Raw genomic sequence first — 21413 nt, forward strand, 5'->3', positions numbered from 1 at the left:
ATTATGCCAATCTATCGCAGTGCAACCACAACTCACGGCCGCAACATGGCTGGCGCACGCGCACTATGGCGCGCAACCGGAGTAAAAGACGAAGATTTCGGTAAGCCTATTATCGCTGTAGTAAACTCATTTACTCAATTTGTACCAGGACACGTTCACCTGAAAGATATGGGTCAACTTGTTGCTGGCGAAATCGAAAAAGCAGGCGGCATCGCCAAAGAATTCAACACCATCGCAGTTGATGATGGTATTGCTATGGGTCACGGAGGCATGCTGTACTCTCTACCATCGCGTGAGCTTATCGCAGATTCTGTAGAATACATGGTGAATGCTCACTGTGCCGATGCCATGGTTTGTATCTCAAACTGTGACAAAATCACTCCGGGAATGCTAATGGCCTCTATGCGCCTAAATATCCCTGTGATCTTTGTTTCTGGTGGCCCAATGGAAGCGGGTAAAACTAAGCTTTCTGATCAGCTGATCAAACTCGATCTTGTTGATGCCATGATGCAAAGTGCCGATCCAACAGTATCTGATGAGCAAAGCGAACAAGTAGAACGTAGCGCATGTCCAACATGTGGTTCATGTTCTGGTATGTTCACCGCAAACTCAATGAACTGTCTAACCGAAGCTCTAGGTCTTTCTCAGCCAGGTAATGGTTCAATGCTTGCCACTCACGCAGACCGTGAAGCGCTGTTTATCAATGCCGGTAAACGCATTGTTGAACTGACTAAACGTTACTACGAGCAAGATGACGAATCGGCTCTGCCACGTAACATCGCCACCAAAAAAGCCTTTGAGAATGCGATTGCACTTGATATTGCGATGGGCGGTTCAACCAACACTGTTCTTCACCTTATTGCAGCGGCTCAAGAAGGTGATGTCGACTTTACGATGCAAGATATCGACGAAATGTCTCGTCGTGTTCCTAACCTATGTAAAGTAGCGCCTTCTACACCGAAATATCATATGGAAGACGTTCACCGCGCTGGTGGTGTAATGGCTATCTTAGGTGAGCTTAACCGCGCTGGTTTACTCAACAATCAATCTCGCACTGTGCTAGGTCTTTCTATGGAAGAGCAACTGGCGCATTACGATGTGATGCAAACTGAATCACAAGAAGTAAAAGACTTCTTCCGCGCAGGCCCTGCTGGCATCCGTACTACCAAAGCATTCTCACAAGATTGCCGCTGGGAAACTCTGGATGACGATCGTAAAGAAGGCTGTATTCGCAGTAAAGAAAATGCCTATAGCCAAGATGGCGGTCTAGCGGTTCTGAAAGGCAATATTGCACTCGATGGCTGTATCGTTAAAACGGCAGGCGTAGACGAAAGTATCCTTAAATTTACTGGCCCTGCGGTGGTATTTGAAAGCCAAGAAGACGCTGTAGATGGCATCTTAGGTGGCAAAGTGAAATCGGGCGATGTGGTTATCATCCGCTACGAAGGCCCTAAAGGTGGCCCAGGTATGCAAGAGATGCTTTACCCAACCACTTACCTAAAATCGATGGGGCTAGGCAAAGAGTGTGCGCTACTGACTGATGGTCGCTTCTCTGGCGGTACAGCCGGTTTGTCTATCGGCCACGCTTCTCCTGAAGCGGCAGCGGGCGGCATCATTGGTTTGGTAAACTCTGGCGATCAAATTGCTATCGACATTCCAAACCGTACGATTGAACTACAGGTATCTGAAGCTGAACTTGCTGAGCGTCGCGCTAAACAAGACCAACTAGGTTGGAAACCTGTTTCTCGTGAGCGTGCTGTTTCGTTTGCTCTAAAAGCCTACGCAAGTATGGCAACCAGTGCAGACAAAGGAGCGGTAAGAGACAAATCTAAGTTTGAGGAGTGAGGCTATGAGTCTTACTAATCTCAAATCTGGCGCAGAGTATCTGCGCCAAATATTGCGCGCACCGATATACGAAGTTGCCACCCTAACGCCGTTGCAAACTATGCCTCGTTTATCTGAACGTTTGAACAATCAGGTGCAAATTAAGCGTGAAGATCGTCAGCCTGTACACTCTTTTAAATTGCGCGGCGCTTACAACATGGTTGCCAACCTAACCGAAGAGCAAAAACAAGCGGGCGTGATTGCTGCCTCCGCAGGAAACCATGCCCAAGGCATGGCATTCTCTGGCACAAAGTTAGACATTAGCACCACCATAGTGATGCCAAAGACAACTCCAGACATCAAAGTTGATGCTGTGCGAGCCTTTGGCGGTAATGTCGTGTTGCACGGCAACAACTTTGACGAAGCAAAAGCAGAAGCAGAGCGACTTTCTGAACTGCATGGCTATACCTTTGTCCCCCCTTTCGATCACCCGTTAGTGATCGCAGGACAAGGCACAATCGGTATGGAGATGATTCAGCAAAACGGCAATCTAGACTATATTTTCGTCCCTGTGGGCGGCGGCGGTTTAGCTGCGGGTGTTTCGGTGTTAGTCAAACAACTGATGCCAAACATTAAAGTGATTGCGGTTGAACCTGAAGATTCAGCCTGTTTGAAAGCGGCATTAGATGCGGGCCATCCGGTCACCCTTGACCAAGTGAGCATGTTTGCTGATGGCGTTGCGGTGAAGCAAATTGGCAGTGAAACTTTCCGTCTATGTAATGAGAACATTGATGGACACATCACAGTGTCTAGCGATGAAATCTGCGCAGCGGTTAAAGATATCTTTGAAGATACTCGCGCTATCGCTGAACCATCGGGGGCACTTGCGCTAGCGGGTTTGAAAAAATTTGCTGAGCAAAATGAGCTAAAAGATAAGAAGCTATCCACCATATTGTCAGGAGCCAATACTAACTTCCACGGCCTACGCTACGTCTCTGAACGATGCGAGCTGGGTGAAAAACGTGAAGGTTTACTGGCGGTTACTATCCCTGAACGTCCGGGCGCTTTCTTTGAATTTTGCAATATCATCGGCGGTCGAGCGGTGACTGAGTTTAACTATCGCTACAACGATGATGAGCAAGCCAATATCTTTGTCGGGGTACGTTTGCACGAAGGGCAAGCGGAACTGGATAGCATCATTAACGATCTACAACAAGGTGGCTACCCTGTGGTTGATCTTTCTGATGATGAAATGGCCAAGCTGCATATCCGCTATATGATTGGTGGCAAACCAAAAAATCCAATCAAAGAGCGATTGTACAGCTTTGAGTTCCCAGAATATCCTGGTGCCTTGGTTAACTTCCTCAGCACTTTAGGTACGCATTGGAATATCAGCCTATTCAACTACCGTAACCATGGCGCAGATTACGGCCGTGTGTTGTGTGGATTTGAATTAACTGAAGGTGATATTGAACGTTTTTCTCGTCACTTAGACGAGCTAGGTTATGGCTATAAAGATGAGTCTGAAAACCCATCTTATCGTTTCTTTCTTAGCTAACAGCGTAAAGTAAACACTAAGGCAGCCTCATGGCTGCCTTTTTATTCGCTGCTCACCCAGTCTCTATGCAGCTTATCTTCGTCACCAAGATAATTCAGCATCCATTCAATGAGCTTATTGCTGCTGTCTTTGCGCCATACCATACAACACTCACTCGGCGGAGCCTGAAACTCAATGTCTCTAGTCACCAATGTTTTTTCGTTCACCAAAGAGTGTGCAATATGCTCAGGAACAAACCCCACGCCTACACCACCCTTAATGCAACGTATCGCCGTATGCCAATTCGGAGTAAGAAGACGCCTTTGATTGGTGAATAACGTCTGGTGACGCTTAGGAAGCACCCTAGACGTATCATCAAGACTGACACTTGGGTACAAAGCGATATCTTCTACCTGTAATTGGCTTTTGCTTGCTAATGGGTGATCGGAAGCGCACACAAACACCCACTCCATCTTGCCCATGTCTTTAATACCAAAATCACCGCTAACAGGGATGGCAGAGGTCGCTCCCAATACGATATCGGCACGCTCTTGAGCTATGGCTTCCCAAGCACCGTTAAAAACCTCCATATTGATTTGCAGCTCCGCAAAATCGAACTGACGGTAAAAGTCATCAATTAGGTGCTGTAAATTATCTAGCCTTACGATGTTATCTAAAGTGATCCGTAAGGTCTGTTGCCACCCTTGCGCAGTACGTTTTGCTTGTGCTTTCGCTTCTTCAATCTGACGAAGCATAGATCGCACCTGCTCAATAAAGATATCTCCTGCTGGAGTAAGCTCAACTCTTCTAGGTAAGCGCCTAAATAGGATCACATCTAACTCTTGCTCTATCTGACGTACTGAATAACTAATTGCTGACGGCACTTTGTGTAAGTGTTCGGCGGCGGCGGAAAAGCTGCCTAATCTCGCCACTACATCCAACAGTTCAAAATTTTTCTGAGATAACATAACGTAAAACTCTAGCTTTCAAATTTTTTGATAGATAACTACATATATTAGCGTTTAATTTGTTGGTTAAGCCAATTTAGAATACCCGCAATCCATATTTTTGAAGCAACTTTTCATGTCTATCAGTAAATTACAGTTAGGGTATCTCGCCCTACTCTCAATGCTTGGCTTTATCGCAACCGATATGTACCTGCCGGCATTTCAAACCTTGCAAGCCGATTTTGCGACTGGCCCTGAACCTATCGCGCTGTCATTAAGTATCTTTTTGGTCGGCCTTGCTATGGGTCAATTGGCATGGGGAATACTATCAGACCGATTTGGTCTTAAACGCTCACTGGCATTGGGCTTGGCTATTTTTACCCTCGCCTCTGTCGGGATTGCCTTGAGCAGTAACATATCGCAATTACTGGCATTTCGATTTATCCAAGCCATCGGTGTCTGTGCCCCAACCGTAATCTGGCAAGCCATAGTGATTCAGCGCTACCACGCAGAGCAACGCCAGCGCATCTTTGCCTCTATCATGCCCTTAGTTGCCTTATCCCCTGCGCTAGCACCGCAACTAGGTGTGCTGCTCAACACCACTTTAGGCTGGGAAAGTATTTTTGCTACGCTCGCCATTATTGGTACGATGTTATTTTTTGTCACCGTAAAGCAACCTGCAGAAGCAAAGCCAAGCAAAACCGTTTCTTTGCGCACCGATCTCGGCAGTTTAGTAAAAAACCGTATTTTTATCGGCAATGTGCTGATCTTCTCTGTCACATCAGCGGTGTTTTTCGCCTATTTAACCGGTATGCCAGAAATCATGGCGCAACTGGGGTATTCGGCAAAAGATATTGGCATGAGTTTTATCCCACAAACTATTGCTTTTATGGTGGGTGGATACGTGGGTAAAAAGAGTGTGGAACGTTATGGTGATGGGAAAGTGCTCTCCATTATTTTGACGTTATTTACCTTTGCAGTAGTCACGGTATTTATTGCCAGTCAAAGCACTTTAACTTCAATATGGCCAGTTCTAGTGCCGTTTTGTTTTGTCGCTATCGCCAACGGCGCACTTTATCCAATCGTCGTGAATCGAGCTTTATCTAGTGCTCAACATAGCCCAGCAACTGCTGCCGGGCTGCAAAACAGCATTCAAATTTGTATCAGCAGTATTGCCAGTATGCTGGTGGCACTGTTTGCTCAACAAGCACTGATTGCGACAGGTTGGACTATGCTAATTTGCTTACTTGGTCTTGCTGGTGGCTTATGGCTAGCTAGAAATAAAGGCGCTGGGGTTGATAGGGAAAAAGAGATTGATACGGCAAAAGAGATTGAAGCGACGGCTTAGTCGTACTAATTGGTCACATTAAAAATGAAAAGGGAGCGATATTCGCTCCCTTTTGCTTAAGATCTTCCTGCCCTAAAGTAAGGCTTTACCTTTTAGATCATAGTAAGTAAAAAGCTCTATAAGCTCGTTAAGCCCCACTTCTTAGCTGTTTTATCAAAGAAGCCTTGAGTGGTTTTTAGCTCAACCCAGTGATTCACATAGTTGATCCATACTTGGTCTTTTTGCGGCAACAACATAGAGATTGGCGTTGGGTTTTTCGGCTCTTTAACGGGCACTATCGCGAGTTGTTTAAACTTCTCCACCAGCGTTGCCGCTTCTACGTTTGAGGTTACCGATACATTCGCTCTGCGCGCCAATAACTCTTGGAAATCTCTTGCCGGCGCTTCAATCACTATGTGTTGTGCTTGTGGGAAAAAGTCTTTCACCATTTTCTCCTGCACTGTGCCAAGAGTGGCGGCCACTTTAATATCCGGCTGATTAAAGTCAGCCCAATCGGAGTATTTATCGAGATCTTTCTTCGGCACTACTGGCACAAAGGCTAAGTAAAAATAAGGTTGGCTATAACCGGCGACTTTCGCGCGAGACATATTCAGAGATGCACTTCCTGTGATGTCGTATTTGTTGGCGGTAATGCCGTTGACCAGTGTTTTCCAATCCGTCGCCACATATTCCACTTTCACCCCAAGATCTTTGGCAAGCTCGGTGGTTACATCAATATCAAAACCTCGATAGCTGTTGTCAGCCGGGTTTTTCATGGTCATAGGGTTCCAGTCACCAGTCGTACCGACCCTTAATACTCCACTGCTTAAAATCTCTTGCAGTCGACTGGTTTCTGCCACGGCAGAAGAGAGTGTTACAAGAGATAGCCCCAATGCTAAAAGTAACTTTTTCATCATAAATCCTTTTAAAAATCAGTAACGTTTACTTTGTGGTACTGATACCATACCAGTTTCTAGTCAACAGTATGCTTAAGGATGGGCATATTTTGAAATTTAATCTTCTCACTGTGTTACTTTGTTGTGTTTTTCTCACTGGTTGTTCTGACTATGAGTGGGGATGGTATGTGCTTGATCCGTCCACGGAGCAAGGCCTAACCAATGTAAAATTTCTGATTGATGGTTTTAGTGCCACCATTAGCGTTTCGCTGCTTAGTATGTGTTTTGCCATGTTAATTGGCTTTTTTATTGCCCTTCCGGCACTGTCAGAAAACCCTTATATACGCGGCGTTAACAGAGTCTACGTCGAATCCATACGCTCTATTCCCGTACTGGTGCTATTGCTTTGGGTCTACTATGGTCTCCCCACGTTAATGGACATTTCTCTCGATCATTATTGGGCGGGAGTGATTGCGTTATCTATTGCTGAAAGTGCCTTTATGGCAGAGGTATTTAGAGGGGGGATTCAGGCGATTCATCGCGGGCAACATGAAGCGGCGCACTCATTAGGATTGAGCAACTGGAAGACCATGCGCTTGGTGATATTCCCGCAAGCTCTACGCCAAATACTGCCACCTTTAGGTAATCAATTTGTCTACATATTGAAGATGTCATCTTTGGTCAGTGTTATCGGTTTAAGCGACCTGACTAGACGTGCCAATGAGCTGGTGGTTAATGAGTACTTACCTCTAGAAATTTATACCTTTCTAGTTTTAGAGTATTTAGTGTTGATACTTGCGGTCTCACAAGGCGTACGTTGGCTTGAAAGACGCTACGCAATACCAAACCATTAAAAAATAACCCCGCTAAAAGCGGGGTTATTTTTGAGTCCATATTTCGATGACGCTCAGTCTATTTTTTCTTCTTTACCGGACGTTGCCAGTTAGCAATGCGACGCTCTTTAGCGCGAGAAATGATCAGCTCATTTTCGCCGACATTTTTAGTCACAGTAGAACCTGCACCTATGGTGGCGCCATCGGCAATAGTCACTGGAGCAATAAGCTGGCTGTCAGAGCCCACGAATACATCATTACCTATGTTGGTTTTGAATTTGTTCGCACCATCGTAGTTACAAGTAATAGTACCTGCGCCAATGTTAGTGCGCTCACCAATTTCAGCATCACCTAAGTAAGTTAAGTGATTAGCTTTAGAGCCTTGACCAATGCGGGCGTTTTTCACTTCCACAAAGTTACCTACGTGCGCATCATTACACAGTTCAGCGCCTGGGCGCAGACGAGTAAATGGCCCTACAGTACACTCTTCACCAACGGTCGCATCTTCAATCACTGAATATGGACGGATGATAGTATTGTCATCAATCTCACAATCTTTAAGTACACAGCCTGCACCGATAACCACGTTATCACCGATAGTCACGCTACCTTCAATGATGACGTTAGCATCGATTTCAACATCCATACCGCATTGCAAAGAGCCGCGTAGATCAAAACGGCTAGGATCGCGAAGCATTACGCCTTGCTCTAACAGTTTGTCTGCCTGCATTTGCTGGTAAGCACGCTCTAGACGAGCCAGTTGACGACGATCATTTACGCCTTCCACTTCAACAGCGCTAGCCGGATGTACCGCTTCAATTTTTTTGCCGTCGTTATGCGCAGCAGCAATAATATCCGTTAAGTAGTATTCACCTTGAGCATTATCATTGCTGAGGTTAGACAACCAACGTTTTAAATCTTTACCGTCAGCAACCAATACACCTGTGTTGATTTCACAGATGGTTTTTTGCTCTTCTGTGGCATCTTTTTGTTCCACGATAGCCACTACAGAACCGTTCTCACGCACAATACGGCCGTAACCCATAGGATTATCCAAAACAACCGTTAGCAGCCCTACGCCACCTTCTGGTTGGCCATCAAGTAGTGCCGATACGGTTTCTGTGGTGATAAGAGGAACATCACCGTAAAGAACCAATACTTTTTCATCATCAGCAAAATGAGGTGATGCTTGATCAACAGCGTGCCCAGTACCCAATTGTTCGCGTTGCTCAACCCAGTTCACTGGCTCGTGTGCTAACGTTGCTTTCATCTGCTCACTGCCGTGACCAAACACCAAATGGATGTTGTTAGCTTCTAGACCAACACACGTGTCAATAACATGCTTTGCCATTGGTTTACCGGCCAATGTATGCAGTACTTTTGGCTTTTTAGAGTACATGCGAGTGCCTTTGCCCGCAGCCAGAATCACAGCACTAAAATTGTTCATCACCTATTATTCCTTGAAACTGATCGTGAATTATTATTGTTTTAAACGTTGAGTTATACCAATCACACTAAGTAAGTAGTCAGAAATAGCGCAGGAAAAATGCTCGAGAACAAGGCAGGATTTTTTGATAAGTAGTTATTCTACAATCAAAAATTCTAACGCCGTTATCGAGTATTTTAACAAGCTAGAATGACCAGTTATTTAGTACGATTGGTATTACATGTTTACATCACTAAGTGACCTCAGGATGACACGCATCCTGAAGTCACTTAGTGATATAAGCCACTTAGCTATATATTAACCTAAACATCCTAGATTTGGCACAAAACAAAAAGGTGACCCTAGGGCCACCTTTTTTCGATACGCTATGGCTAATAAATTAGCGACGCTTTCTAGTAAGTTCTGCAACTCTAACTTGAGCAATCGCTTTAGCCAATTCACTGGCTGCCTGAGCAAAGTCCATGTCGCCGTGCTGATTAAGAATGCTCTCTTCAGCTTTGCGTTTGGCTTCTTCTGCTTTAGAAGCATCGATATCTTCACCACGAATTGCTGTATCAGCCAGTACAGTTGCTGTACCAGGCTGAACTTCAACAATACCACCAGAGACATAAATGAACTCTTCGTGGCCGTGCTGCTTCACGATGCGAACCATACCAGGAGTAATAGCGGTCAACAGCGGAGTGTGGCCGTGGAAAATACCAAGCTCACCTTCGCTACCGGTCACCTGGAACGTTTCTACGCGCCCAGAAAACAGTTTTTTCTCTGCGCTAACTACGTCAAGGTGAAAGGTTATTGCTGCCATATTGCCTCCTAATCAGACTTATAGCTTCTTAGCGTTCTCTAGAGCTTGATCAATGCTACCGCAGTACATGAATGCTTGCTCTGGAATGTCGTCGTAATCACCAGCTAGTAGGCCTTTAAATCCACGTAGAGTCTCTTTAAGAGGTACGTAAACGCCTGGGTCACCTGTAAATACTTCCGCTACGTGGTAAGGCTGAGTAAGGAACTTCTCAATCTTACGCGCACGAGATACCACTTGCTTATCTTCTTCAGAAAGCTCATCCATACCTAGGATTGCGATGATATCTTTTAGCTCTTTATAGCGCTGTAGCGTAGTTTGAACGCCTGAAGCCACATCGTAGTGCTCTTGACCAACAACCAATGGATCAAGCATACGAGATGTAGAATCCAGTGGGTCAATCGCAGGGTATAGACCCATAGCAGCGATGTTACGGCTAAGTACAACCGTTGCATCCAAGTGAGCAAACGTGGTTGCTGGAGATGGATCCGTCAAGTCATCCGCAGGTACGTATACCGCCTGTACAGATGTGATAGAACCCGTCTTCGTAGACGTGATACGCTCCTGTAGTACACCCATCTCTTCTGCAAGAGTTGGCTGGTAACCTACCGCAGATGGCATACGACCTAGAAGTGCCGATACCTCTGTACCCGCAAGGGTATAACGATAGATGTTATCTACGAAGAACAGTACGTCACGGCCTTCATCACGGAAACGTTCCGCCATAGTAAGACCTGTCAGTGCAACGCGCAGACGGTTACCCGGTGGCTCGTTCATCTGACCGTAAACCATTGCTACTTTAGATTCTTCAGGGTTTTCGATGTTTACAACACCTGCTTCCTGCATTTCAAAGTAGAAATCGTTACCTTCACGAGTACGCTCACCTACACCCGCAAATACGGATAGGCCAGAGTGCTGTAGTGCGATGTTGTTGATAAGTTCCATCATGTTAACGGTCTTACCTACACCTGCACCACCAAATAGACCGATTTTACCACCCTTAGCGAATGGGCAAACCAAGTCGATAACTTTAACACCAGTTTCTAGAAGTTCAGTCGCGTTTGACTGGTCTTCATAACTAGGCGCTGGTCGGTGAATTTCGTAATGCTCTTCAGCACCGATATCTCCACACTCATCAATCGCGTCACCAAGAACGTTCATGATACGACCAAGAGTTTTAGTACCTACTGGAACTGTAATTGGAGCACCAGTATTTATAACATCTAGTCCACGACGTAAACCGTCTGAGCTACCCATTACGATAGTACGAACTACGCCACCGCCTAACTGTTGTTGAACTTCAAGAACTAAACGTTCTGGAGCGTCAACTACGTTAAGTGCGTCGTATACACGTGGTACTTCGCCTTGTGGGAACTCTACGTCGACTACCGCACCGATGATCTCTACGATCTTACCTGTAGCCATTGTTAATCCTCTAAACTAATTCGTTGTCCTAAAACTAAACCGCAGCTGCACCAGAACAAATTTCTGATAGCTCTTGGGTAATCGCAGCCTGACGAGCTTTGTTATACACAAGCTGTAAATCTTCGATCAGGTTGTTTGCGTTATCCGTTGCAGCTTTCATTGCCACCATTCGAGCGGCCTGCTCACAAGCTAGGTTCTCAACCACGCCTTGATACACACTAGATTCGATATAACGAATCAACAATGCATCTAGCAAAGGTTTCGGCTCTGGCTCGTAAATGTAGTCCCACTGATGGTCACGCTGCATTTCTTCGCTGTCTGATTTAGGTAAAGGCAGTAATTGATCGATCGTTGGTTCTTGAACCATAGTGTTCACAAACTTATTGAACACTATGAAGAGGCGATCCAACTCACCTTCATCATATTTCTTCAACATAACGCGTACTGAACCGATCAAATCTTCCAGACTTGGGTTATCACCCAGACCAGAAGTTTGAGCTGCTACTTTCGCGCCGCTGTTGTTAAAGAATGCTGTTGCCTTTGAGCCGATAACGGCTAAGTCAATTTCAGCACCACTTTCCTGCCAAGTTTGCATATCTAGAATGGCTTTTTTGAACAAGTTAATGTTCAAGCCACCACACAAACCACGGTCAGTAGAAACTATGATGTAACCAACACGCTTGGCTTCGCGTTCCTCTAGGTACGGATGTTTGTACTCTAGGCTACCGCTAGCCAAATGACCGATCACCTTACGCATTGTTTCTGCATATGGACGGGACGCTTCCATCGCATCTTGCGAGCGACGCATTTTTGAAGCGGCTACCATTTCCATTGCTTTCGTAATCTTCTGTGTGCTTTTAACACTACCGATTTTATTACGTATTTCTTTTGCGCCGGCCATCGTTACTCTCCGTTAGTAGGTGACTCTTTCAAGTCACCAACCAATTACCAGGTTTGGGTTGCTTTAAAATCAGTGACGATTTTTTGAAGCTGAGCTTCAATTTCGTCGTTGTAAGCACCCGTTTGGTTGATCTCTTCCGCTAGATCAGCGAACTGACCATGAGCATACGACAGTAGAGCGGCTTCAAAATCTAGAATCTTATTAAGTTCAATATCTTCTAGGAAACCACGCTCAGCAGCAAAGATAACAAGGGCTTGTGAGAACACTGACATAGGAGCGTATTGCTTCTGTTTCATCAGTTCTGTCACTTTAGCACCATGATCAAGTTGCTTCTTAGTCGTGTCATCAAGGTCTGAAGAGAACTGAGCAAATGCTGCTAGTTCACGGTATTGAGCTAGTGCTGTACGAATACCACCAGACAATTTCTTGATGATCTTAGTCTGCGCTGAACCACCTACACGAGATACCGAGATACCTGGGTCAACCGCTGGACGTACGCCGGCGTTGAATAGTTCAGTTTGAAGGAAGATCTGGCCATCAGTAATCGAGATTACGTTTGTAGGTACGAATGCTGATACGTCACCTGCTTGGGTTTCGATAATAGGAAGAGCGGTCAAAGAACCTGTCTTACCTTTTACTTCACCCTTGGTGAAACGCTCTACATACTCTTCGTTTACACGAGCAGCACGCTCTAGTAGACGAGAGTGAAGATAGAATACGTCACCAGGGAATGCTTCACGACCCGGTGGACGTTTCAGTAGTAGAGAGATTTGACGGTACGCTACCGCTTGCTTAGACAGATCATCATAGATGATCAATGCGTCTTCGCCACGGTCGCGGAAGTATTCACCCATTGCACAACCCGCATAAGGCGCTAGGTATTGCAGTGCAGCAGATTCAGATGCAGAAGCAACAACTACTACTGTGTTGGCTAGTGCACCGTGCTCTTCAAGCTTACGAACCACGTTAGCGATGGTTGAAGCTTTCTGGCCGATTGCTACATAAATTGAGAAAATACCAGAATCTTTCTGGTTAATGATGGCATCAATTGCCAGCGCTGTTTTACCAGTCTGACGGTCACCGATGATAAGTTCACGCTGACCACGACCGATAGGGATCATGGAATCAACTGACTTATAACCAGTTTGTACAGGTTGGTCTACCGACTTACGGTCGATAACGCCAGGTGCGATAACTTCTACAGGAGAAGTTAGTGCAGCGTTGATCGGTCCTTTACCATCAATAGGCTCACCAAGTGTGTTTACAACACGACCTAGTAATTCAGGGCCTACTGGAACCTCAAGGATACGACCAGTACCTGTAACTTTCATGCCTTCCTGTAGGTCAGCATATGGGCCCATTACTACTGCACCAACCGAGTCACGCTCAAGGTTAAGTGCGAGTGCGTATTTGCCACCCGGTAATTCAATCATTTCACCTTGCATAACGTCTGCAAGGCCGTGGATACGAATGATGCCATCGCTTACCGAAACGATAGTACCTTCGTTGCGAGCTTCATTTACAACGTTGAAAGATTCAATACGTTGTTTAATTAGATCGCTAATTTCCGTGGAATTAAGTTGCATGCTCCAATCCCCATTAAGACTGCAATGCATCGCTCAGGCGGTTCAAACGACCTCGCGCTGAGTTATCAATGACTAGGTCTCCGGCTCGAATAATAACCCCACCAAGTAGGGTCTCATCTATACTGCAATTCAGCTTCACTTTGCGGTCAAAGCGTTGCTCTAACTTGCTAATCATGTTGTCTTGCTGTTGTTTCGACAGCTCAGAAGCAGAAATCACATCCACATCAATAAGCTTATCGTGCTCTCGTCTAAGAGCTAAAAACTCAGCTAGAACAGAAGGTAACGCCTTTAATCGACCGTTACTTGCCATCACCTTAAGTAGGTTTTGGCCATGTTCATCAAGTTGTTCGCCACAAACCACAATGAGCAGTTCTGATAATTTGTTGGCTGTTAATGAGCCATCTAATACATCAGAAATTTCTTTGTGCTTCGTTACTTCGGCAGCAAAAGCCAACATTTGACCCCATTGGTCTAACGTGTCTTTTTCTACCGCAAAATCGAATGCTGCTTTAGCATAGGGGCGTGCGATTGTTACCAAATCCGACATAAGCGCCCCTTGTATTAAAGTTTTGCAGTAATGTTTTCAAGAATATCTTGTTGCGCATCTTTATCGATTGAGCGCTCCAAGATTTTCTCGGCACCAGCAATAGCCAGAGTAGCAACTTGTTTGCGCAGTTCATCGCGAGCGCGGCTACGGTCAGCTTCAACTTCTGCTTCAGCTTGCGCTAAGATTTTTTGGCGTTCCGCCTGTGCATCTTCGCGTGCTTCATCAATAATTTGAGCTTTACGTTTGTTCGCTGAATCGATGATCTCAGTTGCTGTGCGCTTCGCTTCTTTTAATTGTTCAGAAGCGTTGGCTTGTGCCAGGTTCAAGTTCTTTTCTGCGCGTTCAGCGGCAGATAGACCGTCAGCAATTTTCTTCTGACGTTCTTCGATCGCTTCAATGATTGGTGGCCATACATACTTCATGCAGAACCAGACAAACATTGCAAACGAGATTGCTTGACCTAGCAGAGTTGCGTTCATTTCCACAACAGCTACCCCTTTTAATTAATCAACAAAGTTTCAGATGAATGATCTACGATCTACTGATTAACCTGCTAGTTGACCAACAAATGGGTTTGCAAATGTGAATAGCAGTGCGATTACGATACCGATCATTGGGATCGCATCTAGAAGACCCGCGATGATAAACATCTTAACTTGCAGCATTGGGGCCATTTCTGGTTGGCGTGCAGCGCCTTCTAGGAATTTACCACCTAGGATAGCGAAGCCAATAGCAGTACCTACTGAACACAGACCAACGATGATCGCTACAGCAACAGCAGAAAAACTTAGAACAGTTTCCATTTGAAAATTCTCCAATAAAAATTTTAGAGTTTACGTTTATAAAATTAGTGATCACTATCTTCATGAGCCATCGATAGATATACGATCGTTAGCATCATAAATACAAAGGCTTGAATCAAAATAACCAAAATATGGAAGATAGCCCAAGGTAGAGAACCTACCCATTGTAAGTACCAAGGGAGCATTGCAGCACAAAGAATAAACACAACCTCACCTGCAAACATGTTACCGAACAAGCGCATACCTAAAGAGATAGGTTTTGCCAGTAGGGATACCGTTTCCAACAATAAGTTGAACGGAATCATGAGTGGATGGTTAAAAGGATGCAGTGCTAATTCTTTAGCAAAGCCACCGATGCCTTTAACTTTGATGCTGTAGTAAATCATCAGAGCAAAAACACCAAGTGCCATAGACATCGTAATACTCACGTCAGCTGTCGGAACCACTTTAAGATAAGGGATACCGGCTAGCTGTGCTGGATAAGGTAAGAAGTCGATAGGCACAAGGTCCATCAAGTTCATTAAAATAATCCACACGAATATTGTTAATGCCAACGGTGCAATCAACGGGTTGCGTCCATGGAAAGTGTCTTTTACGTTCTCACCAACGAATTCCACTACCATTTCTACAGCACATTGCAATCGGCTTGGTACACCAGTTGTTGCTTTCTTAGCTACTGAGCGAAATACCCAAAGGAATAACACACCAGTTAACACAGAAAAGAACAGGCTATCGATATGCACATTCCAGAAACTACCCTCAGCTACAACGCCTAACTTAGCTAAAGATAGATGTTGTAAGTGGTGGTCGATATAACTGGAAGATGTCAACGCTTCACCAGGCGTAGCCATAACTTTTCCTATTTTCTTTTGTTAATAAAAAACACTGGCGCAAACATATTTATAAGTAAGACCAGCAAATAGGTTAGCTTGAGAGGAACAAGTTCCAACTCCATATACACGTAAGCAATGGTAAACAAAACTATAGTTAGGAGTATCTTTAGCGCTTCACCTGTATAAAACGAAAAAGCGACAAATTTGACCGCTCTAGCGCCTGCATACATAAACGCGAATAAAGAAAACACTGCATTGGCTATGACAAAAATGCCACCACCGATAAGTGCCGATAGTCCCCAACTAGGATTAACAGTAATGCTTGCCCAAGTTGCCACTAACATAACCGCGCTAAACTCGATCATAAGCAAACGCTTTGCAAGCTCTCGCCCTGGTCTCGTTAACGCAGTTACCATGTATTCATTTCCTCGAAAAACAACTTTTGCTCAACTTTCATCAAGCAAAAATTCCGAATTATGTCTCCAACGTCATGTATTGCATGTGAAAATTCACGAAAAATAATGACTATATGGATCTACTTGAACTGAACCGATTATCACACGATGCGTTCAAGCTTCGCGATTAACAGTTCTAATTTGTGAGGCTCGTCAACACTAATCGTCAATTTTGCTGTACCACTTTTGTTTCTAATCAAAGAAACTTCATTTCCAAGCGTTTTTGACAATTTTTCTGACAAAGAAACCGCCTCTTGATCGATAATTTTTTTATCTTCTTTGGCTGGCGGCTGAAGGATATTTTTTACCAGTTGTTCCGTTTGTCTAACTGTAAGTTGTTTTTTAACAGCGATTAGTGCTGATTCAACTTGTTGCTTCCCATCAATTGCTAAAAGAGCTCTGGCATGCCCCATATCCAATAATCCATCAGAAACCAACTTTTTAACTTCTACTTCTAACTGATTTAAACGCAATAAGTTACTGACTGCTGTTCGCGACTTTCCTATTACTTCAGCTATTTGTTGATGCGATAATTCGAATTTAGTTCTTAAACTCTCTAACGCATGCGCTTCTTCAACGGCATTTAAATTTTCACGTTGAATATTTTCAATCAAGGCCATTGCGATTGCGGCTTTGTCTTGTACACGCTTAACAACACAAGGAACCTGAGTTAACCCCGCTTGTTTGGCTGCGCGCCAACGCCTTTCACCTGCAATGATTTCATACTTATTGTTGTCAACTTGACGGACAACAATCGGTTGAATAATACCTTGAGAGCGAATGGACGCGCTCAATTCTGCTAGGGCGTCCTCATCCATCTCTGTTCGAGGCTGATAAACACCCGGCTGTAAACGCTCTACAGCTATATCCTGCATGTCTCCACTCGTAGATGTACTGACTGAATCAGACTCATGAGTTGGCGTATTTTTCTCTCTTGCTATCGCACTTGTCGATAACAGTGCATCCAATCCTTTACCTAGACCGCGCTTTGACATTTATCTTGTTCCTTAGAAATTTTTTATACTGTAACTTCTTCACGGCGCAATATCTCCCCCGCAAGGGCAAGATAAGCTTTAGCTCCAGCTGAATGTTTATCATAATACATTGCTGGTTTGCCATGACTTGGAGCTTCAGCTAAGCGTACATTTCTAGGAATCACCGTACGATAAACTTTAGTGCCAAAGTGTTGCTTCAATTGATCCGAAACCTCATTAGAAAGACGGTTTCTTGGGTCAAACATTGTTCGCAACAAGCCTTCTATTTTTAAATTTTCATTGACTACAGCCGCTAGCTTACTGATGGTATCCATCAAAGCGGTCAAGCCTTCTAGTGCAAAATACTCACACTGCATTGGCACTAATACGGAATCAGAAGCTGCCATAGCGTTGATCGTCAGCAAGTTAAGTGATGGTGGGCAATCAATAAAAATAAAGTCATATTGATCACGTACATTTGCGAGGGCATTTTTTAGCCTAACTTCTCGAGCAAACACTTCCATCAATTTAATTTCTGCTGCCGTTACGTCACCGTTGGCTGCAATCAGGTCGTATCCACCTGTTTTTGAGTGAGTCACCACCTCTGCAAACGGAGTTTCTTCCACAAGTAGATCATAAGCTGTTGTTTCTACTTGGTACTTATCCACACCACTTGCCATAGTGGCGTTGCCTTGAGGATCGAGATCGATCACTAAAATACTGCGCTTAGTCGCTGCCATCGAAGCGGCTAAGTTAACGCAGGTTGTGGTTTTGCCTACACCACCTTTCTGATTGGCAATTGATATAATTTTTCCCACGCTCAAACTCTTCCCTAGTCTTGGTCTTGTAAGATTACAAGATGTCGCTCACCATCGAGCTCAGGTACTATCAAAGGTTTGACGCTGATCACGTTGCACCAATCAGGAAGTTGCGCTACCTCTTCTTGTGAGACTTGGCCTTTCAGAGCCACAAACACGCCAGAATCCTCTTTAGTCAAATGACGACACCAATTCACCATGTCGGTCATTGAAGCAAATGCTCGACTTAAAACGGCATCAAACTTCTGTTCTGGTTGAAATTCTTCAACTCGACTAAGAACAGGAGTGACGTTCTCAATTTTAAGTTCATGCAACACTTGCTTGATAAAGCGAATGCGCTTTCCAAGACTGTCTAGAAGGAAAAACTCACAATCGGGGTTCATTATCGCCAAAGGAACACCAGGTAAACCTGGGCCAGTACCTACATCAATAAATCGTTGTCCCTCTAAATGAGGTGACACCACAATACTGTCCATAATATGTTTAATTAACATATCGCTAGGATTACGTACCGACGTTAAGTTGTAGGCTTTGTTCCATTTGTTCAATAGTTCCACATAGCCGACCAACTGATCAATCTGTTTTGGTGAAACTGACAATTCTGTTTTTGCAACAAGTAATTCTAATTGTTGATGTAAACTCATTTTGCAATTTCCTCGCCTTTCTTCAAAAGGCCTTGTTTTTTAAGACAAACTAGCAAAATAGAGATGGCTGCAGGTGTGATTCCTGAGATGCGAGAAGCGATACCAATCGTCTCTGGTTTCATATCCGTTAGCTTGGCAACCACTTCATTTGAAAGGCCAGAAACCTGAGAGTAGTCAAATTCGTAAGGGATTTGAGTATTTTCATGACGCATCGATTTAGCTATTTCATCTTGCTGACGCTGAATATAACCTTCGTATTTCACCTGAATTTCCACTTGCTCTGAGGCTTGTTGATCCTCAAGGGCAGGAGCAAACATATCCAACTCAGTCAGCTGTTGATAATTGAGCTCTGGTCTGCGCAGAAGATCTTCACCGCTTGCTTCTCTGGTTAACGGCGTTTTCAGTAGCTTATTAAGCTCAGCCACGCCTTCAGATTTCGGGTTGACCCATATGCCTGCTAGTCGTTGACGTTCCGTGGCCATGCCTTCCATTTTTTGGTTAAAGCGTGCCCAACGTTGTTCAGAGATTAAGCCAAGTTCATGCGCTTTTTCGGTTAAACGAACATCGGCGTTGTCTTCGCGTAACAGCAATCGATATTCTGCACGTGAGGTAAACATACGATACGGTTCTTTGGTGCCCATAGTGGATAGATCATCAATCAATACCCCCATGTAAGCTTGATCGCGACGTGGTGACCAACCTTCTTTTTCTTGAGAGAACAAACTGGCGTTCAAACCCGCCATCAGGCCTTGCGCAGCGGCTTCTTCGTAACCGGTAGTACCGTTGATCTGACCGGCTAGGAAAAGTCCCTTAATAAATTTGGTTTCGTAAGTGTGTTTCAAATCTCGAGGATCAAAGAAATCATACTCAATCGCATAACCTGGGCGCACAATATGCGCATTTTCAAAACCTTTCATTGAGCGAACAATCTGTACTTGAACATCAAAAGGAAGGCTGGTTGAAATACCATTTGGGTACAGTTCGTGAGTGCTTAGTCCCTCTGGCTCAATAAAAATTTGGTGGCTGTTTTTATCGGCAAAACGCATCACCTTGTCTTCAATTGATGGACAATATCTAGGACCAATACCTTCGATAACCCCAGCATACATTGGGCTTCGGTCGAGGTTATTGCGAATCACTTCATGAGTCGATTCATTGGTATGGGTAATGTAACAAGGCACTTGAGGTGGCTGCTGATTACGATTACCAATGAAGGAGAAAACTGGAGTTGGATTGTCACCGTGCTGCACATCAAGCTGACTAAAATCAACACTACGAGCATCAATTCTTGGTGGAGTACCGGTTTTTAGTCGATCCACTCTAAATGGAAGATCACGCAATCGCTGCGCTAAAGCGATCGATGAAGGATCACCTGTACGACCACCAGACGCGCTTTCCATTCCGATATGGATCTTTCCGCCTAGGAAGGTACCAACGGTCAATACAACGGCTTTGGCTTCGAATTTAAGCCCCATTTGTGTGATAACACCCCTGACCTGATCATTCTCAACGATCAGATCATCGACCGACTGTTGAAACAAAGTTAAGTTAGGAGTGTTTTCTAATTCTGTACGAACAAACGCTTTGTACAATGCACGATCCGCTTGTGCTCTAGTCGCACGAACAGCTGGACCTTTGGAAGCGTTTAGAGTTCTAAATTGAATACCTGCATGATCAATGGCGCGTGCCATTAATCCACCCATAGCATCAACCTCTTTCACAAGGTGACCTTTACCAATACCGCCAATGGCCGGATTGCAAGACATCTGACCTAAAGTGTCAATATTGTGAGTCAACAACAGTGTCTTTTGGCCTGTTCTTGCTGCAGATAAGGCTGCTTCAGTACCAGCATGACCACCACCAACGATGATGACATCAAATTTTTCGTGATAAAACATGAGTTGACCTCGAATATTGCTATCGTGAAATGAGTGAACAAAAAGGAGGCGTATTCTACCTTCTTTCTGATCATTAGAAAATTGCTTTTAATGTTTTACACAATTTACCCGTTCTTAAATATATATAAGATCTTTATATAGATCTTTTATTAGATCTATTATTAAGCAAGCGATCTAGTGTGGATAAGTTAGATTTGATCAATAAGATCAATAGCTTTGAGATGATCACTTTCTGTGATCTTGAGTGGATCTAACTCTGTATTAACTGGGATCAAAAATGCCACTTATGCACAGGGGGATAGATCACTATAAGTTGTTAATGGGATAACTATAGGTTAAACACTGGATACCTAGGTACTTATCCACAGAAAATAATTTTCTAACTGCTGTTTTTATGAACAAATATTAGGCAAAAAGAAAAGCCGTTGTGCTTTTCACTGCATCAACGGCTTAGATATAGAGAGGAAAGTGGAGAGTTAGAACAGGTGTTTGTGGTCTTCAAACCAATCTTCAATGGCTTCTTCAGGTACTGGATGACGCAATACATCTATCGTTAAGCACTCTGTTAACGCGGTAGCACCTATATCTTCTAGCAGTTCATGGCAATGCAGGCCAGCACCACAAAAGGTGTCGTAACTTGAGTCCCCAATAGCTATCACACTATAGTTTAGCGCTTGAGTATTCGGTGGCGTGTCTTGAAGCTGCGCGATAAAAGGCTGAATGTTCTCTGGGTAGTCGCCTGCTCCATGGGTAGAGGTAACAACGAGCCAAGTACCTTGAGGATCGATGTCATTGAGGTTTGGATGGTTGTGGATTTCAGTATCTTTGCCCAATTCCTGCAGTAAATCGCTAAGATGATCGGCAACATATTCTGCGCCACCTAATGTGCTACCAGTGATTAAATGAATTGTCGACATTG

The 21413-nt window shown here is 44.3% G+C and carries 21 protein-coding genes; 4 read left to right on the forward strand and 17 right to left on the reverse strand.

What is annotated here, in order from left to right; translation table 11 throughout:
• Positions 1–3 precede the first annotated feature (3 nt).
• Both ilvD and ilvA read left to right on the forward strand, forming a co-directional pair.
• Complete coding sequence (ilvD, locus tag QV280_RS12820; RefSeq protein ID WP_023405260.1) at positions 4–1845, forward strand: dihydroxy-acid dehydratase; 1842 nt, start codon at positions 4–6, stop codon at positions 1843–1845.
• 4 nt (positions 1846–1849) lie between these two features.
• On the forward strand, positions 1850–3382 hold the full coding sequence (gene ilvA / locus QV280_RS12825) for a threonine ammonia-lyase, biosynthetic (protein WP_152822805.1): 1533 nt from the start codon (positions 1850–1852) through the stop codon (positions 3380–3382).
• Positions 3383–3423: 41 nt separating this feature from the next.
• Here the strand turns inward: ilvA and punR are convergent, their stop codons facing one another.
• The gene (punR, locus tag QV280_RS12830) at positions 3424–4329 is read right to left on the reverse strand and encodes a DNA-binding transcriptional activator PunR (protein ID WP_152822803.1); all 906 of its coding nucleotides are present in this window, start codon (positions 4327–4329) and stop codon (positions 3424–3426) included.
• A gap of 115 nt (positions 4330–4444) precedes the next feature.
• On the opposite strand from punR, the gene punC reads away from it, so the two are divergent.
• Positions 4445–5656, forward strand: coding sequence for a purine nucleoside transporter PunC (punC, locus tag QV280_RS12835; RefSeq protein WP_152822801.1), 1212 nt, complete (start codon positions 4445–4447; stop codon positions 5654–5656).
• A gap of 116 nt (positions 5657–5772) precedes the next feature.
• Here the strand turns inward: punC and QV280_RS12840 are convergent, their stop codons facing one another.
• Positions 5773–6549 carry a transporter substrate-binding domain-containing protein gene (locus tag QV280_RS12840; RefSeq protein WP_021714812.1) on the reverse strand — a complete coding sequence of 259 codons (777 nt, stop codon included), beginning with the start codon at positions 6547–6549 and terminating at the stop codon, positions 5773–5775.
• A 71-nt stretch (positions 6550–6620) separates the two neighbouring features.
• Here QV280_RS12840 and QV280_RS12845 point away from each other — a divergent pair, with 71 nt between their 5' ends.
• Positions 6621–7385 carry an amino acid ABC transporter permease gene (locus QV280_RS12845; RefSeq protein WP_172972844.1) on the forward strand — a complete coding sequence of 255 codons (765 nt, stop codon included), beginning with the start codon at positions 6621–6623 and terminating at the stop codon, positions 7383–7385.
• Between the two features lie 58 nt (positions 7386–7443).
• On the opposite strand, the gene glmU is transcribed toward QV280_RS12845, so the two are convergent.
• The 15 genes from glmU to mioC form a co-directional block, all read right to left on the reverse strand.
• On the reverse strand, positions 7444–8811 hold the full coding sequence (gene glmU / locus QV280_RS12850) for a bifunctional UDP-N-acetylglucosamine diphosphorylase/glucosamine-1-phosphate N-acetyltransferase GlmU (protein WP_152822796.1): 1368 nt from the start codon (positions 8809–8811) through the stop codon (positions 7444–7446).
• A 379-nt stretch (positions 8812–9190) separates the two neighbouring features.
• A complete protein-coding gene (locus tag QV280_RS12855; protein ID WP_021714809.1) occupies positions 9191–9613 on the reverse strand; it encodes a F0F1 ATP synthase subunit epsilon in 423 nt (140 codons plus the stop codon).
• 18 nt (positions 9614–9631) lie between these two features.
• Complete coding sequence (gene atpD / locus QV280_RS12860; RefSeq protein ID WP_023404896.1) at positions 9632–11035, reverse strand: F0F1 ATP synthase subunit beta; 1404 nt, start codon at positions 11033–11035, stop codon at positions 9632–9634.
• 34 nt (positions 11036–11069) lie between these two features.
• Complete coding sequence (gene atpG / locus QV280_RS12865; protein WP_023404897.1) at positions 11070–11936, reverse strand: F0F1 ATP synthase subunit gamma; 867 nt, start codon at positions 11934–11936, stop codon at positions 11070–11072.
• 44 nt (positions 11937–11980) lie between these two features.
• Complete coding sequence (atpA, locus tag QV280_RS12870; protein ID WP_023404898.1) at positions 11981–13522, reverse strand: F0F1 ATP synthase subunit alpha; 1542 nt, start codon at positions 13520–13522, stop codon at positions 11981–11983.
• Between the two features lie 13 nt (positions 13523–13535).
• Positions 13536–14069, reverse strand: coding sequence for a F0F1 ATP synthase subunit delta (atpH, locus tag QV280_RS12875; protein WP_023404899.1), 534 nt, complete (start codon positions 14067–14069; stop codon positions 13536–13538).
• A gap of 14 nt (positions 14070–14083) precedes the next feature.
• Positions 14084–14554 carry a F0F1 ATP synthase subunit B gene (atpF, locus tag QV280_RS12880; RefSeq protein ID WP_023404900.1) on the reverse strand — a complete coding sequence of 157 codons (471 nt, stop codon included), beginning with the start codon at positions 14552–14554 and terminating at the stop codon, positions 14084–14086.
• A 60-nt stretch (positions 14555–14614) separates the two neighbouring features.
• The gene (gene atpE / locus QV280_RS12885) at positions 14615–14872 is read right to left on the reverse strand and encodes a F0F1 ATP synthase subunit C (protein WP_017029793.1); all 258 of its coding nucleotides are present in this window, start codon (positions 14870–14872) and stop codon (positions 14615–14617) included.
• 44 nt (positions 14873–14916) lie between these two features.
• Positions 14917–15723, reverse strand: coding sequence for a F0F1 ATP synthase subunit A (gene atpB, locus QV280_RS12890; RefSeq protein ID WP_023404901.1), 807 nt, complete (start codon positions 15721–15723; stop codon positions 14917–14919).
• Between the two features lie 8 nt (positions 15724–15731).
• Complete coding sequence (locus QV280_RS12895) at positions 15732–16121, reverse strand: F0F1 ATP synthase subunit I (protein WP_023404902.1); 390 nt, start codon at positions 16119–16121, stop codon at positions 15732–15734.
• 140 nt (positions 16122–16261) lie between these two features.
• Complete coding sequence (locus QV280_RS12900) at positions 16262–17155, reverse strand: ParB/RepB/Spo0J family partition protein (protein WP_023404903.1); 894 nt, start codon at positions 17153–17155, stop codon at positions 16262–16264.
• 23 nt (positions 17156–17178) lie between these two features.
• Positions 17179–17952, reverse strand: a complete 774-nt coding sequence (locus QV280_RS12905) for a ParA family protein (RefSeq protein ID WP_023404904.1) — start codon at positions 17950–17952, stop codon at positions 17179–17181.
• A gap of 14 nt (positions 17953–17966) precedes the next feature.
• Positions 17967–18596 (reverse strand): 16S rRNA (guanine(527)-N(7))-methyltransferase RsmG, encoded by a 630-nt coding sequence (gene rsmG / locus QV280_RS12910; RefSeq protein ID WP_152822789.1) that lies wholly within the window; start codon positions 18594–18596, stop codon positions 17967–17969.
• Positions 18593–20494 carry a tRNA uridine-5-carboxymethylaminomethyl(34) synthesis enzyme MnmG gene (gene mnmG / locus QV280_RS12915; protein ID WP_023404906.1) on the reverse strand — a complete coding sequence of 634 codons (1902 nt, stop codon included), beginning with the start codon at positions 20492–20494 and terminating at the stop codon, positions 18593–18595. The genes rsmG and mnmG overlap by 4 nt, the downstream gene beginning before the upstream one ends.
• Before the next feature lie 476 nt (positions 20495–20970).
• Complete coding sequence (mioC, locus tag QV280_RS12920) at positions 20971–21411, reverse strand: FMN-binding protein MioC (RefSeq protein ID WP_023404907.1); 441 nt, start codon at positions 21409–21411, stop codon at positions 20971–20973.
• Between the last annotated feature and the right edge of the window lie 2 nt (positions 21412–21413).

The sequence above is a fragment of the Vibrio sp. B1Z05 genome, from assembly GCF_052955985.1.